11 protein-coding genes are annotated in these 15290 nt (G+C 67.4%); 9 read left to right on the forward strand and 2 right to left on the reverse strand.

Annotated features, from left to right (window positions below; translation table 11 throughout):
• The first annotated feature begins 22 nt into the window (after positions 1–22).
• The 5 genes from IE92_RS18900 to purF all read left to right on the forward strand — a co-directional run bounded on the left by IE92_RS18900 (position 23) and on the right by purF (position 7686).
• Positions 23–2281: a hypothetical protein gene (locus IE92_RS18900; RefSeq protein WP_030147878.1), complete on the forward strand. Its 2259-nt coding sequence runs from the start codon at positions 23–25 to the stop codon at positions 2279–2281.
• A 685-nt stretch (positions 2282–2966) separates the two neighbouring features.
• Entirely contained in the window at positions 2967–4598 is a 1632-nt protein-coding gene (locus IE92_RS18905) for an HtaA domain-containing protein (RefSeq protein ID WP_245601279.1), read from the forward strand.
• A gap of 108 nt (positions 4599–4706) precedes the next feature.
• Positions 4707–5090 carry a hypothetical protein gene (locus tag IE92_RS0107480; RefSeq protein ID WP_051701707.1) on the forward strand — a complete coding sequence of 128 codons (384 nt, stop codon included), beginning with the start codon at positions 4707–4709 and terminating at the stop codon, positions 5088–5090.
• Positions 5087–6196, forward strand: coding sequence for a phosphoribosylformylglycinamidine cyclo-ligase (purM, locus tag IE92_RS0107485; protein ID WP_030147881.1), 1110 nt, complete (start codon positions 5087–5089; stop codon positions 6194–6196). The genes IE92_RS0107480 and purM overlap by 4 nt, the downstream gene beginning before the upstream one ends.
• A gap of 35 nt (positions 6197–6231) precedes the next feature.
• Positions 6232–7686: an amidophosphoribosyltransferase gene (gene purF, locus IE92_RS0107490; protein ID WP_030147882.1), complete on the forward strand. Its 1455-nt coding sequence runs from the start codon at positions 6232–6234 to the stop codon at positions 7684–7686.
• Between the two features lie 61 nt (positions 7687–7747).
• Here purF and IE92_RS0107495 read toward each other — a convergent pair whose 3' ends face one another.
• Both IE92_RS0107495 and IE92_RS0107500 read right to left on the reverse strand, forming a co-directional pair.
• Entirely contained in the window at positions 7748–8251 is a 504-nt protein-coding gene (locus IE92_RS0107495; protein ID WP_030147883.1) for a GNAT family N-acetyltransferase, read from the reverse strand.
• Between the two features lie 184 nt (positions 8252–8435).
• A complete protein-coding gene (locus IE92_RS0107500; RefSeq protein ID WP_030147884.1) occupies positions 8436–8627 on the reverse strand; it encodes a DUF3073 domain-containing protein in 192 nt (63 codons plus the stop codon).
• Positions 8628–8852: 225 nt separating this feature from the next.
• Between IE92_RS0107500 and IE92_RS0107505 the strand changes: the two genes are divergently transcribed.
• The 4 genes from IE92_RS0107505 (at position 8853) to IE92_RS18910 (ending at position 15176) form a co-directional block, all read left to right on the forward strand.
• Positions 8853–9278: a fluoride efflux transporter FluC gene (locus IE92_RS0107505; RefSeq protein ID WP_162178497.1), complete on the forward strand. Its 426-nt coding sequence runs from the start codon at positions 8853–8855 to the stop codon at positions 9276–9278.
• A complete protein-coding gene (gene crcB / locus IE92_RS0107510; RefSeq protein WP_030147886.1) occupies positions 9275–9652 on the forward strand; it encodes a fluoride efflux transporter CrcB in 378 nt (125 codons plus the stop codon). The genes IE92_RS0107505 and crcB overlap by 4 nt, the downstream gene beginning before the upstream one ends.
• 67 nt (positions 9653–9719) lie before the next feature.
• A complete protein-coding gene (yczR, locus tag IE92_RS0107515; RefSeq protein ID WP_030147887.1) occupies positions 9720–11144 on the forward strand; it encodes a MocR-like transcription factor YczR in 1425 nt (474 codons plus the stop codon).
• Positions 11145–11309: 165 nt separating this feature from the next.
• Positions 11310–15176 (forward strand): efflux RND transporter permease subunit, encoded by a 3867-nt coding sequence (locus IE92_RS18910; RefSeq protein ID WP_051701705.1) that lies wholly within the window; start codon positions 11310–11312, stop codon positions 15174–15176.
• The last annotated feature ends 114 nt before the right edge of the window (positions 15177–15290 follow it).

The following is a 15290-nucleotide window of genomic DNA, read 5'->3' on the forward strand; positions in this document are numbered from 1 at the left end:
CACACCCACCACTGGAGTTTCCGTGTACCTCTCAGCCCTGTCCTCGCGGCTGCGGGTCTGGCTTGCCCCGATCCTGGCACTGGCGCTTGTCGCCGGTGGTCTGATCGTTGGCAGTGCCCCCGCCCAGGCCGCCACCGCCCCTTCGATTTCGGTCACGCCGAATTCGTTCCTGGACCCGAGTGTGGCCAACACACTCACGGTCAGCGGATCCGGATTCGTCGGGGATGGGGCCGCCAACGGCGCCTACGTCCTGTTCGGCGAAAAATCTGTGTGGAGCGGCGGCAGCGCGCTGCCCTCGGACGGCTGGATCAGCCAGGCCTGGGTGCAGAAGAGTCAGATCGTGGATGGTGCCTTTACCACCACCATCTCGGTGCCCGCGGGCAAGCTAGATCCGGCAAAGGCCTACCAGGTGGCCACCTCGGCCGCCCATGGTCTCTCGATCACCGACCGCAGCCTGGACACCTTCGCGCCAGTTTCGGTCAACCAGCCGGCCAACCCCAAGGTGACCGTCTCCAAGACCACGGGGCTGAACCCCGACGGCGACACCGTCACCGTGAAGGGCTCCGGCTTCTTCCCGACGGCGAACACCGTGGGTGCCCGTCCGCCGCTGGCGGGGAAGTTCACCGGCGCCTACGTGGTGTTTGGTAAGTTCGCCGACACCTGGCAGCCCTCGGCGAATGCGCCGGGATCTGCACGTTCGGTTTCGGCGCAGAAGTGGGCTGTGCCGGCCGAATCCATGGCAACCATCGGGGGCGCCGGGGCGGGCGCCGTCGAGATTAAGCCCGATGGCACCTTCGAGACCACGCTGAGCGTGAAGTCTGGCTACGCCAACGAGCCGGCCACCGGTAACTACGGCATCTACACCTACCCCGGCGGGGGGGCCAAGGAGTCTCTGTTCGAGACGGCGACCCCGATTAGCTTCCAGACTCCGACCCCGCAGCCCACGGTCACCGTGTCGAAGACGACCGGTCTGAACCCGGCCGGGGAGACCATCACCGTCACCGGAACCGGCTTCACCCCGACCGATAAGACGGTGGGATCGCGTCCGCCGCTGGCGGGCAAGTTCACCGGCACCTACGTGGTGTTTGGCAAGTTCGCCGACACCTGGCAGCCCTCGGCGGGAGCACCCTCGAGCGCCCGGGTATCCGGAGCGACCAAGTGGGCGGTACCGGCCGAGTCGATGCAGGTCATCGGCGGGGCAAACGCCGGTGCGATCGAGCTCAAGCCGGACGGATCATTCTCGGCCGACATCCTGGTGAAGCCGGGCTTCGATAAGGAGCCCGCCACCGGTAACTTCGGCATCTATACCTACGCCGCGGGTGGCTCGGTTGAGGCGGCCTTCGAGACCGCAACCCCGATCACCTTCGCGGCCCCGACGGCCAACCCCAAGGTGACCGTCTCCAAGACCACCGGCCTGAACCCCGACGGTGACACCGTCACCGTGACGGGTACCGGCTTCCTCCCCACCGCCAACACCGTGGGCACCCGTCCGCCGCTGGCGGGCAAGTTCACCGGTACCTACGTGGTGTTTGGCAAGTTCGCCGACACCTGGCAGCCCTCGGCAAACGCCCCCGGCGCTTCCCGTTCGGTATCCACACAGAAGTGGGCGGTTCCGGCCGAATCCGTGGAGACCATCGGTGGGGCCGGATCCGGCGCGATCGAGCTCAAGGCCGACGGGAGCTTCGAAGCCACAGTGAGCGTGAAGTCCGGCTACGCCAACGAGCCGGCCACCGGAACCTATGGCATCTACACCTACGGTGGCGGCGGGGCCAAGGAGCCGCTGTTCGAGACGGCGACCCCGATCACCTTCGCCCCGGTTGCGCAGCCCGCGAACCCGACCCTGACCATCACCCCGAACACCGATGTTGACCCGGCGATCACCAACACCTTCACGGTGACCGGTACCGGCTACACCGGTGCGGGTGCCGCCAACGGTGCCTACGTGCTGATCGGCGCCAAGTCCAACTGGGCTGCGGGCACGCTCGCTGGATGCCCAGGCCGCGATCACCGTCAAGTCCGTGGTGGTGCCGCCGGTCAAGCCGACGGTGACCATCACCCCGAACACCGCGGTCGACCCCAAGGTGGCCAACACCTTCACGGTGACCGGTACCGGCTACACCGGTGCGGGTGCCGCCAACGGTGCCTACGTGCTGATCGGCGCCAAGTCCAACTGGGCTGCGGGCAGCCTCTCGGTCACCGACCGTTCGCTGGACGCCCAGGCAGCCATCGCGCTCAAGCCGGTGGACGTCACCAAGCCCAGCCTGACCATCACCCCGAATAAGGACGTGGACCCGGCGAAGAACAACACCTTCACCGTCTCGGGTACCGGTTTTGTTGGCCCGGGTGCCGTCAACGGTGCCTACGTTCTGATCGGTTCGAAGTCCAACTGGGCCGCGGGAACCCCGCTGCCACCCCAGGGCTGGCTGGCGCAGACGTTTGTGCCTGCCGACCAGATCAAGGACGGCGCCTTCACCGCAACCCTCGTGGTGCTGAACGGCAAGTTCGTCTCCGGCGGCGAGTACGCGGTATTCTCCTCGGCGGCCCACGAACTCTCGGAAATTGACCGTTCGTTGGATGCCCAGGCGGCCATCTCGATCAAGTCGGTGATCATCATCGACCCGACCAAGCCCTCGATCGTGGTCACCCCGAGCGCCGATGTCAACGCCAGTGTGGACAATGTGTTCACCGTGACCGGGAACGCTTTCAGCGGCCCTGGTGCCGAAAATGGTGTGTATGTTCTACTTGGCGAGAAGGGTGCGTGGGGTGGTAACTCACCGTTGCCGCCCGACGGCTGGATCGCACAGGTCCATGTAAAACGCGAGTTGGTTGTTGGAGGCAAGTTCACCGCGACACTCAAGGTACCCGGCGGCACCCTGAACTCGGCCAAGACCTATGAGGTGGCTACTTCCGCAGCCCACGGCCTGTCGGCCACCGACCGTAGCCTGGACGCCTTCGCGACCATCGCGATGCGCTCGGGAACCGGCAACGGCGGCGTCGAGCCGACCAAGCCCCCGGTGGATCAGCCCGCCGTCACCAACCCGGTGGCATCCATCACCGGTGGATCGCTGCGCTGGTCGATCAAGAACCAGTTCTCCGACTACGTGCAGGGACCGATCGCCAAGGGCTCGGTGAGCACCGTCGGCGGCGCCACCCGCGCAAACGGGGCGTTCCAGTTCGGCCAGGCCGCGGTGAGCGACTTCAACCGCACGACCGGAACCGGCAGCGTCAGCTACTCCGGCGGTGTCCGCTTCTACGGCCACGGCGGCGTGCTGGACTACACCCTGTCCAACCCGACCATTCAGGTCCTGTCGCCCACCAGCGCGACCCTGACCGCGAGCCTGAACGGCAACCGGATCGTCTTTGGCACCCTGAACCTCGGCGCGGCCACCCGCACCGAGAACGGTGCGGCCACCACCTGGAGCGGCGTGCCCGTTCAGGTGAGTGCCGCCGGCGGCGAGCTCTTCCAGGGCCGCTACCCGAGCGCCGACCCGCTGACCTTCACGATCGGTTCGCCGGCCGCCGCCCCGCTGGGTGTCTCCGGTACCGTCCTGTCGGTCTCGGCCAAGGATAAGAAGACCACCCTGCCCATCCCGGCCACCCCGCCGGCGACCACCGGCCTGAACATCACCGAGACCGAGCTGGCCAAGCTCGGCACCGGCGAGAGCGCAACCGTGACCGCCTCGGGCTTCCAGCCCGGCGAGAAGGACATCCGCGTAGTGGTCTACTCGACCCCGATCCTGCTCGGCACCATCGCCGCCGACGCAAACGGTAACGCCAGCTGGACCGGTGCGCTGCCCGCAACCCTCGAGGCCGGCGAGCACACGCTGACCTTCCAGGGCTCGGTCAACCGCGGCGTGGTGTTCACGCTCGCCGAGCGTGCCCTCGCCGAGGGCTGCGCGGTCGAGGGTGCCACCCTCAACTGGGGCTTCAAGGCGTCGTTCCTGAACTACATCGAGGGCATCGCCCGCGGTGAGTACACCGCCGCCGACGGTGCCACCTTCACCTACCCGGAGTTCGCGTTCACCGCGGGCACCGGATCGGTGGATGGCGAGAAGCAGCGCGGACTGGTCACCTTTGCCGGCACGATGCACTTCACCGGACACCAGGGCGTCCTGGACACCACCCTCGCCAACCCGCAGATCGAGCTGGTGGATGACAAGACCGCCTATGTGCTGCTGGATGTTCACGGCACCACCCAGGATGGTCAGGCCATCGATCAGAAGCAGGTGCGATTCGCCCAGCTGGATCTGAGCAAGACCCCGCTGACCCGCGGCGCAACCGGGCTGAACGGCGACAAGGTCCCCGCGACCCTGACCGCCGAGGGTGCCGCGGCGTTTGGAACCTACCCGGCCGGTGAGGCGCTGGACGCCGTCACCTTCAGCATCCCGCTGGGCGCCGACTGCGGCGTCAAGGTTGAGGCGAAGCCCGAGGTGGCTAAGCCGGTGGCTGCCAAGCCGGCCGTCACGACCGCCGAGGCTCCGGCCGACAACTCCTGGATCTTCTGGACCGCGGGCGGCCTGCTCGCCCTGATCGTGATCGCCACCGCGAGCACCATCGTTGTGGTCCGTCGTCGCCGCCTGGCCGAGGCCGGCGAGTAGCCAGAACCATACCCCGCGGCCCGGATCTCCTCAGAGGATCCGGGCCGCGGTTTTTTGTGCGGATTCTCCCGATTCGTCAGGCATCGATCAATAGGGGAGAATAGGGGTATGACCGAGTCTCCGGAGCCCCAGTCCGACCCGCTGCAGGAGGAACGTACCCGCACCACCGTCCGCGTGCGCCGCTCCCCGAAGTACTTCACATTCATTGTGATTGGCGGGGTTGTGGGCATCGTTGCCGCGATGATCCTCACCTTCTCGTTCCCCAAAAATGAGGACTTTAGCCAGGGGCAGATCTTCGGATTCCTGGCGCTGGTCTGCGTGGTTGTGGGGATCGCGATTTTTGGGAGTTTGGCCATCCTTTTGGATCGACTGGTTGGACGCAAAGAACACGTCATCGATGCGGATAAGCTATACGTGCACCCCGTGGAAGAGCCCCAAGATCTCCACGAGCCGGTGGCTCCGACTACGACCGAGGGTACCGACCAAAAATGACCTCTGCCTCCGCCTCCTACCGTGACGCCGGCGTGGATACCGCCGCCGGAGACCTCGCGGTTTCGCTGATGAAACAGGCGGTTTCCGCCACGCACGGACCGGAGGTGCTGGGAGGTTTTGGCGGCTTCGCCGGTCTGTTTGATGCGTCCGCCCTGCTGGGCTACCGTCGCCCGCTGCTGGCCAGCTCGACCGACGGCGTGGGCACGAAGGTGGCCATCGCCCAGGCGCTGGACAAGCACGACACCATCGGCCAGGACCTGGTTGGCATGGTGGTGGATGACATCGTCGTGGTGGGGGCCAAGCCCCTGTTCATGACCGACTACATTGCCTGCGGCAAGGTGGTTCCCGCCCGCATTGCCGACATCGTTGCCGGCATTGCCCGTGCATGCTCGGCCACCGGCACCGCTCTGGTGGGCGGCGAGACCGCCGAACACCCGGGTCTGCTGGGTGTGGATGACTACGACGTCGCCGGTGCCGCCAGCGGCGTGGTCGAGGCCGACCGCGTGCTCGGAGCCGAGCGCGTGCGGGACGGCGACGTGGTCCTGGCGCTGGAATCCTCCGGGATCCACTCCAACGGTTTTTCCCTGGTCCGGCACATCCTCGCCGGCGCGGATATTCGCTACACCGATCACAGCGCCGAACTCGGTGCCAGCTTCGGTGAGGCACTGCTTGAGCCCACCCGGCTCTACACCACCCCGCTGTTGAACCTGCTCGGCGATGAGCGTTTCGACGGTGCCATCCACTCCCTCTCGCACGTCACCGGTGGCGGTATCGCCGCCAACCTGGCCCGCGTGCTGCCGCTGGGTTCCTGGGTCGAGGTGGAGCGTTCCACCTGGTCGCCCGCCCCGGTCTTCCGGGTCCTCTCGGACATCGCCGGCACCAGCCTGGAAAGCGCCGAGGGCACCTGGAACCTCGGCATCGGATTCTTCGCGGTGGTTTCCGCGGAGGTTGCCGATGCGGTCACCGCGGAACTCACCGCCGGTGGAATTCCGACCTGGGCCGTGGGAACCGTGCACACCTCTGCGCGCGACTTCACCGGCTTCGAGCAGGGTGCCAAGGGTGTGGACGGCGGCGCCGTGCGACTCATCGGTCACTACGCAAACTAGAACCCCTCACACCCCGAAGAGAGCCTTTAAAACCCATGTGCGGTATCGTCGGCATCGTCTCATCAAGTCCCGTCAACCAGCAGGTCTATGACGCCCTGCTGCTCCTGCAGCACCGCGGTCAGGATTCCACCGGAATCGCCACCTCGGACGGATCCACCTTCCACATGCACAAGTCGAAGGGGCAGGTGCGTGAGGCGTACCGCACCCGGAACATGCGCTCGCTCACCGGCACCGTGGGCCTCGGCCACGTGCGCTACGCCACCACCGGCAGCGCGGCCAACGAGCAGGAGGCCCAGCCGTTCTACGTGAACGCGCCCTACGGCATCATCCTGGTGCACAACGGAAACCTCACCAACACCCGCGAGCTTTCCCGCGACCTGTTCCATGTGGACCGTCGTCACGTGAACTCGACCAGCGACACCGAGCTGCTGCTCAACGTGCTGGCCAACGAACTCCAGTCCTCGCTGAGTGGCCTGGACCTCGACCCCGACACCGTGTTCAACGCGGTCTCGCAGGTCCACGAGCGGGTCGAGGGCTCATATGCGGCGATCGCGATGATCGCCGGCCACGGGCTGCTCGCCTTCCGCGACCCGTTCGGCATCCGCCCGCTGGTGCTGGGTCGCCGTCCGGGCAAGGGGCAGGACGAGTGGATCGTCGCCTCGGAGTCGCTGGTGCTGGAGAGCGCCGGCTACCAGCTGGTGCGCGATGTCGCCCCCGGCGAGGCCGTGTTCATCACCCCGAATGGTGAGCTGCACATCCGTCAGTGCGCCCTGAAGCCTCGCCTGGTGCCCTGCTCATTCGAGTATGTCTACCTGGCCCGTCCCGACTCGGTGATGAACGGCATCTCGGTCTACGACGCCCGTCTGCGCCTGGGCAACCGCCTCGCCGACACCATCGCCGAGCACATGCCGCTGGGTGACATCGACGTGGTCATGCCGATCCCCGACAGCTCGCGTCCCGCCGCCATGCAGGTCTCGCAGAAGCTCGGGATCGAATACCGCGAGGGCTTCTACAAGAACCGCTACATCGGTCGCACCTTCATCATGCCCGGGCAGGAGCAGCGCTCCAAGAGCGTCCGCCAGAAGCTCAACGCGATGGGCAGCGAGTTCCGCGGCAAGAACATCCTGATCGTGGACGACTCGGTGGTGCGCGGCACCACCTCGCAGCAGATCGTGCAGATGGCCCGCGAGGCCGGCGCCAATAAGGTGACCTTCACCTCGGCGGCCCCGCCCGTGCGCTTCCCGCACGTGTACGGCATCAACATGCCCTCGCGTGCCGAGCTGGTGGCCCACGGCCGCAAGATCCCCGAGATCGCCAAGGCGCTGGGTGCCGACCACATGATCTACCAGGAAGTCGCGGACATGCAGAGCGCGATCATCGAGGGCTCGGATGTGACCGAGCTTGAGATGAGCTGCTTCACCGGTGAGTACGTGACCGGCAGCGTGAGCGAGGAATACCTCGCCTGGGTCGAGAAGAACCAGCTCTCCTAGACCGCGCTTAGCGGGCACCGTCCCACCCGGGTTTTCGGGCGGGTTGGTGCCCGTTTGGCGTTTAAGCGCGCCAGATTTCCTCACCGTCATCGAAGACACCGGTGGGGGAGAAGCCCAGGGCGCGGGCCACCCCTTGGGAGCCGATGTTGTCGGGGTGGATGGCCGCGGCCAGATCGGGGATCCCGCCGGCTCTGAGCGTGGCCACCAGCCCGCGGGCGGCCTCGGTGGCGAACCCGCGGCGCTGGAACCGGGTGCCGACAACCCAGGCGATCATTGCGCTTCCGGTGGCCGGGGTAATCGTCGCCTGCACCGTCCCCACCAGCTTGCCGGTTGCGTCCTCCCGGAGCAGCCAGTTTCCCCACGCCTCGGCGGATCCCGCCGGTGCTCCGGTGGACAGGCGTCGATAGCGGGCGCTCAGAGCCTCGAGACTCAGCGGTACGCCGCCGATATGGAGGTGCAGCTCGGGGTCATCGAGAAACTCGAATGCCTCGGGCGCATGTGTGGGTCGCAGCGGCTCGGCACTCAGTCGAATGGTGTGGAAGGGAACGAGGGGATTCGTAGTCATCGGTCCCCACCGTAGCGCATCCCGTTCCATCGGCTGCCGCCGTTTCTCGGGGTGAGCGCGATGGGGTGTTCCGGGGCTGGGTGCGGGGTAGCGGCGGCCGCGCGGGGCACTGCCCCCGGGGTTAACGCCGTGAGGCCCCGGCCGGGTTACGGCAGGGGCCTCACGGGCACGGTGGAGGAACACGCTAGGCGTGTTTGCTCTCACCCTCGTAGTCGTCGGCATACTCTGCCCACTTTGCGATCTCGGCGTCGTAGTGATCACCGGGGGCATGCCCGGTGAGCTCGCGCTCGAGCGCATCGTAATTGACCTCGGGACTGAATGATTTCAGCTCACGAGCGATCTTGGTGTGCTTTGCCTTTTGACGGCCGCGCCCCATGCGAGACCCCCTCACGAATCAGTTTGTCGAACGGGGTTACCCGCCCGATGGTTTCACCAACCAGGGAACGATAAAGACTAACCTTGATCGTAGCATGCCATGCGACAAAGAGCGTCCATCGGCACACTCGTGCAGGGACGCCACGCCGAAAATCGCGAATTCGTTAAGCGGGGCGCGTGGGGGCGGCATATGCTTCCAAGACACGATACGGGAAGGGCGGTTTCGGTGAGCGAACGTGCACACACATACCCGCCGCTGCATACGTTTATTCTGGTGGGCATCGGCGCGATGGTGGGTGTTGCCGCGCGGGCACTGCTGGGGGAGGTGTGGCCGCCGCAGAACCATGTCGCCTATACGACGGTGGGGATCAACCTGTTGGGGGCGTTCTTGCTCGGCCTCCTCACCGACCGCCTGGCCGCCCGCGGTCCGGAGACCCCGCGCATCCGCGACGTGCGCCTGCTGCTGGGAACCGGGGTCATCGGCGGATTCACCACGTTCTCGGCCATCGCCATGGACACCGTCACCCTGCTCCACCTGGGTCGGATCACGGATGCCCTGATCTACGCCCTGATTTCGATGCTGGGCGGCGTGCTGACGGCCTGGCTCGGCATGATCCTGGGGGCAAAATTCTTCCGAGGACGTACCCGATGAGCGCCGGGATTTTTGCGCTGGTCATCCTTGCCGGCGGGCTGGGCGGAATCCTGCGCTACTGGCTGGACGACCGGATCCGCGCGCGGGTGGGCGCGGCATTCCCCTGGGGCATCCTGGTGGTGAATGCCTCCGGTGCCTTCGCGCTCGGGCTCCTCACCGGACTACTCGGAGCCTGGGGCCTGGACGACAGTGTCCGGCTCATCCTGGGTGTTGGATTCCTGGGCGGGTATACAACGCTCAGCACCGCGAGTGTGGACTCGGTGAAGCTCATTCGGGCGGGCCATCCGGGCCGCGCGCTGACCAATTCGCTGGGCAGTCTGGCGCTCGGCGTGGCGCTGGCCGGCCTCGGCTATTTTCTGGGCTCGCTCGCCTAGGCGATTGATGAACGCCGGAGTCGGCGCGAATCGGTCCCGTCCGGCCCCGGCTGCCTAAGATGGGGGCATGAACGAACCCGCGCTGGCCGCCCGCACCCTCGTGGTCCTGCTGGGGGATTGGCGCGGGGTCGGTACCACCTATCGGAACCTGGCCGACCGCATCCGGCTGCTGATCCTGGACGGCCGGATCCCCTCGGGCACCCGGCTGCCCGCCGAACGCGAGCTGGCCGAGCGGCTCGGGCTCAGCCGGGCGACGATCAGCTCGGCCTACCGGGATCTGCGCGAGCGCGCGGTGCTGCACTCGGTGCGTGGATCGGGGAGTGTGGCGCGGATCAATCCCGCATCCCTGGCCCGCGAACCCGGGGGACGTCCGGTCCTGCTTGATCTCGCCCGCGCCTCGCTGCCCGCGGCCCCGCAGCTGCCCGAGGCCGCGCTGGCCGCCGCCGAGGCGCTGCCGCGCTACCTGGATGCCGACTCCGATCCGGTGGGTCTGCCCGAGCTGCGCGCGGCCATCGCCGCCCGCTACAGTGCCCAGGGGCTGCCGACCCGACCCGATCAGATCATGGTGACCCTGGGCGCTCAGCACGCGATCGGCCTGGTGACCCGGCTGTTCCTGGCCCGCGGGGATCGCGCCCTGATCGAGCATCCCAGCTATCCCTACGCCCACGACACGATGCGCGCACTGGGTGCCCGGGTGGTGGCCGTTCCGGTGACCGCGGAAACCGGGTGGGACGCCGACGAGCTGATCGACACCGTCGAGCGCACGAGCCCCGCGCTGGCCTACCTGATGCCCGACTTCCACAACCCCACCGGCGCCAGCATGCCCTGCGACCTGCGCGAACGGCTGTGCCGGGTGGCGGCTAAGCAGGGCACCGTGCTGCTGATCGATGAGACCACCGCGGACCTCGACATCGACCGTCCCGGACCCGTACGTCCCTTCGCCGTGGACAACCGCTCGGGGGCCGAGATCATCACCGTCGGCACCGTGGGTAAAACCCTCTGGGCGGGCATCCGGCTCGGCTGGATCCGCGCCGAAGCCTCCACGATCACCCGCCTGGTGGCCTCGCGCACCCGCAGCGACCTGGGCACCTCGATCCTCGAACAGCTCACCGTCCTCGAGGCCTTCAAGGCGATGCCGCAGATTCTTGAGCTGCGCCAGCGGCAGCTCCGGGCCACCCGCGATGTCACCCTGGCCTACCTCGCCTCGCGGGTGCCCGAGTGGCAGATCCCGCACGTACACGGGGGGCTGGCGCTCTGGGTCAACCTGGGCACCCCGGTCAGTTCCCGGCTGACCCTCACCGCCCGCGGGCACGGACTGCTGCTCTCGGCGGGGCCGCGGTTCGGGGCCGATGGGGCGTTTGAACGCTTCCTGCGCATCCCGATCACCGGACCCAGCGAGGTCACCGAGACCGCGCTGGCCGCGCTGGTGGACAGCTGGGAGGAACTTCGCCGGGCCCCGGATCCGGAGCTGCCGCCACCCGGGCGCTATTAAAAAGCCGAAAGTTTTCCTCCGGACCGGCAATATCCGTGGGAAAAGTGGTGTTGCAGACAACGACGCGGTTCCCGGAAAACGCCCGCGATCATGCGAGAATAGGCGGCGAGGCGTACCGACACCAGGCCGGTATCGGGCGCCCCATACCGACACCCAGGGAGTAACGTGCATAAGCTCGCCGTCCTCAGTCTGAAAAACCGGGCGCTGATCGCGCTGATCACCGTGGTGGTTGCGCTCTTCGGTGGCCTCGCGATGACCAGCCTCAAGCAGGAACTCGCCCCCAGCGTGCAGTTCCCCCAGCTTGTGGTGTTCACCGCGTACCCCGGAGCGGCCCCGGAGGTGGTCAACAACGACCTCTCCACGCCGATCGAAACGGCGATTCAGGGGGTGCCGGGACTCGAATCCACGGCCACCACGTCGAGTACCAACTCCTCCCTGGTGACGGCAACGTTCAAATACGGCACCGATCTGGCCACCGCCGAGCAGAAAATCGGCCAGGCGATCAACCGGATCAAGTCGACCCTGCCGGATAACACCGATCCGCAGGTGATCTCGGCGAGCATCGACGACCTCCCGGTCATCCAGATCGCGGCCACCGGCAAGTACACCATCACCGAACTCGCCGACGCGCTGCGCCGCGAGGCCGTGCCGGACCTCACCAACGTCGAGGGTGTGCGCGATGCCTCCCTCGTGGGTGCGCCGACCCAGCGCATCACGATCACCCCGGATCTGGCCCAGCTGGCCGCCGCCGGGGTATCCTCCAGCGCCATCTCGGACACCCTGAAGCAGAACGGTGTGCTGCTGCCGGCCGGCGAAATCACCGAGGCAAATAAGACCTATTCGGTGCAGGCGGGAACCCAGCTGGGAAGCGTCGCCGACATCGCCGCCCTCCCGCTGGTAGGCGCAACCCCGAGCCCCGAGGGGGTCGTGCACACGATCGGTTCGGTGGCCAAGGTTGAGCTCGGTCAGGACCCGCAGACCTCGATCTCCCGGGTGGATGGTGAGCCCGCCGTCACCATCGCGATCACCAAGACCCCGGACGCCAACACGGTTGCGGTTTCCCAGGCCGTACGCGACCTGATCCCCGATGTGGAAAAGAAGCTGGGCACCGACGTCAAGCTTTCGGTGGTCTTCGATCAGGCCCCCTACATCGAGCAGTCGATCGAGTCCCTGGCGACCGAGGGCCTGCTGGGTCTGGTGTTTGCAGTCCTGGTGATCCTGCTGTTCCTGCTGGATGTGCGCGCGACCCTGGTGACGGCGATCTCGATCCCCACCTCGGTGCTGATCACCTTCATCGGGCTGCAGGCCACCGGCTACACCCTGAACATTCTGACCCTGGGTGCGCTCACCATCGCGATCGGTCGCGTGGTGGATGACTCGATTGTGGTCATCGAAAACATTAAGCGTCACCTCCAGCTCAGCCCCGATCAAACCCCTGCCGCGCGCCTGGGTGCGATCGGCGTGGCCGTGCGCGAGGTGGCCGGGGCGATTACCGCCTCGACCATCACCACCGTCGCGGTGTTCCTGCCGCTGGCCTTCGTGGGCGAAATGACCGGCGAGCTGTTCCGGCCGTTCGCGCTCACGGTGACCATCGCGCTGGCGGCCTCGCTGCTGGTCGCGTTGACCATCGTGCCGGTGCTGGCGTTCTGGTTCCTCCGGGTCAAGAAGGACAAGCCGGCCAAGGAGGTCAAGACCGCGCCGGAGCCCGCCCGGGCCCCGCTGGCGATCGAGGCGGCACCGGCGAGCCCCGCGGAGGCGACTGCCGCAACGGCGTCCGCGTCCGAGTCTGAGCCAGAGTCTGCCGCTGCCGCTCCGTCCGCTTCAGCTGCTGCGTCCGCGTCTGCCGAGGACCCCGCAGGGTCCGAGCATGCCCCCGCGTCGGACGCCGGGGTGGATTCCGCCACCACGGAGATCGCCGTCGTTCAGGAGACCGCCGAATCCGGTACGCCGGTGCCCGCGGCGACCGACGCCGAACTCGCGCCCGCGGCGACCGACGCCGAACCCGCGCCCGCGGCAACCGAAGCCGAACCCGCGTCCGCGGCGACCGACGTGCCGGAAAACGAGTCCGCCTCCGCGGAGCCGATTGCCGCCAGCCTCGCGGCCGCGGGAGATGAAACCGCGAACACGCCGGCGTCGACCGAGGCCGCGGCCCAGACTGCACACACCCCGCACGTCCCGCACGCCGCCCACGCCGCCCACGCGGCCCATGTCGGGGCCGACGGGGTTGCGCTGGAGCCCTCGCTCACCACCACCGCGACTCGTGAACAGGATGCCGAGCCGGAAACCGGGTCGATTCCCGTGGTTCCCGGTGCCCCGCGCACCCGCCGTGCTCGCCGGGCAGCCTCCGGGGAGGGCATCGAGCCCGACGAGCTGGACAACCCCAGCTGGCTGCAGCGTGGGTATCTGCCGATCATCTCCTGGACGGTCAAGCACTCGGTCACGACCCTGCTGCTCGCCCTCCTGGTGCTGGGCGGAACCGGGTTCCTGGCGCAGTTCATGAAGCTCAGCTTCCTGGGGTCCTCGGGCCAGAACACCCTGAACATCTCGCAGACCCTGGAACAGGGCGCGAGCCTCCAGACTCAGGACACCGCGGCCTCCACGGTGGAGAAGAAGCTGCGCGAGATCAAGGGCATCGATACGGTTCAGGTGTCGATTGGTTCCAGCGGCAGCGCGCTCTCCGACGCCTTCTCCGGCGGTGGATCGGGCAACATCAGCTACTCGATCACCACCGACGCCAACGCCGACCAGGACGCCCTGCAGGCCACCGTTCGCAAGGAACTGGACAAGCTCAAGGGGGTCGGCACGCTCAAGCTGGCCGCCAGCTCGGGCTTCGGTGCCTCGAACGTGATCAAGATCGACGTGCAGGCCTCCAGCGCCAAGGCCCTGGCCGAGGCGACCAAGACCCTGCACGATAAGGCGGCCAAGCTCGATGGTGCCGCCGAGGTGGATGACACCATCTCCGAGGCCCGCCCCTTCATCCAGGTCAAGGTGGATCGCGACGCCGCCGCCAAGGTTGGCCTCTCCGAGGTGGCGCTGGGCGGCATCGTGGCCCAGGCAATGCGTCCGGGCCAGATCGGTCAGATCGCGCTGGATGAAACCACCGTGAAGATCTACCTCGCCAGCGAGAACCCGCCGCAGACCCTCGCCGAGGTGCAGGGCCTGACCATCCCGACCCTGGGCGGCCCCCAGCGCCTGGATGCCCTGGCCAACGTCTCGGTGGTGGATGGCCCGGCCACGATCACCACGATTCGCGGCGACCGTTCGGCCTCGGTTAACATCACCCCCGCCGGCGAGGACATCGGCGGGCTCAGCTCGCAGGTGACCAAGCTCCTCAAGGACACCAAGCTCCCCGACGGGGTGACCGCCGCTATCGGTGGTGTGGCCTCGGATCAGAGCACCGCGTTTAGTCAGCTGGGCCTGGCGATGCTCGCGGCGATCCTGATCGTGTACATCGTCATGGTGGCCACCTTCCGCTCGCTGCGTCAGCCGCTGCTGCTGCTGGTTTCGGTGCCGTTCGCGGCCACCGGTGCCATCGGCCTGCAGGTGGCGACCGGCGTCCCGCTGGGTGTGCCCTCGCTGATCGGTGTGCTGATGCTGGTGGGTATCGTGGTGACCAACGCGATCGTGATGATCGACCTGGTCAACCAGTACCGCGAGCGGGGACTCAGCGTCCCCGAGGCGGTCAAGCACGGTGCCGCCCGACGTCTGCGCCCGATCCTGATGACCGCGCTGGCGACGATCTTCGCGCTGATCCCGATGGCCCTGGGCATCACCGGACACGGCGGGTTCATCTCGCAGCCGCTGGCGATCGTGGTGATTGGTGGTCTGCTCTCCTCGACCGTGTTGACCCTGATCGTGCTGCCGAGCCTCTACAACCTCGTCGAGGGTGCCAAGGACCGTCGTGCCGAGAAGCGTGCGGCCAAGGCCGCGGCAAAGGCGGCGGCCGATTCGGGAATCCCGAACGTCGCCCAGACCGATTCCGAGGCGGCACGGTCCGGTTCCGGCCCGGCCCAGACCGGCCGGAACGGCTAACCCGCACCATCACACTCGGGGCCTCGCACACACCGTGCGGGGCCCCGAGTGCGTGCGATGCCCGTGAGTCGAGGCGAGCGTGCGCCGCCGCACCCGTGCCGAGCGTGTGCGGCA

The sequence above is a fragment of the Mycetocola saprophilus genome, assembly GCF_000718085.1.
GTDB classification, from domain to species: Bacteria; Actinomycetota; Actinomycetes; order Actinomycetales; family Microbacteriaceae; genus Mycetocola; species Mycetocola saprophilus.

Bases quoted from the DNA above. Each gene is read 5' to 3' on its own strand.
- purF (WP_030147882.1), top strand. From the start codon at position 6,232: ATGTGCGGTATCGTCGGCATCGTCTCATCAAGTCCCGTCAACCAGCAG.
- crcB (WP_030147886.1), top strand. From the start codon at position 9,275: ATGAGCGCCGGGATTTTTGCGCTGGTCATCCTTGCCGGCGGGCTGGGC.
- IE92_RS0107500 (WP_030147884.1), bottom strand. From the start codon at position 8,627: ATGGGGCGCGGCCGTCAAAAGGCAAAGCACACCAAGATCGCTCGTGAG.
- yczR (WP_030147887.1), top strand. From the start codon at position 9,720: ATGAACGAACCCGCGCTGGCCGCCCGCACCCTCGTGGTCCTGCTGGGG.
- IE92_RS18905 (WP_245601279.1), top strand. From the start codon at position 2,967: ATGCGCTCGGGAACCGGCAACGGCGGCGTCGAGCCGACCAAGCCCCCG.
- purM (WP_030147881.1), top strand. From the start codon at position 5,087: ATGACCTCTGCCTCCGCCTCCTACCGTGACGCCGGCGTGGATACCGCC.
- IE92_RS0107495 (WP_030147883.1), bottom strand. From the start codon at position 8,251: ATGACTACGAATCCCCTCGTTCCCTTCCACACCATTCGACTGAGTGCC.
- IE92_RS0107480 (WP_051701707.1), top strand. From the start codon at position 4,707: ATGACCGAGTCTCCGGAGCCCCAGTCCGACCCGCTGCAGGAGGAACGT.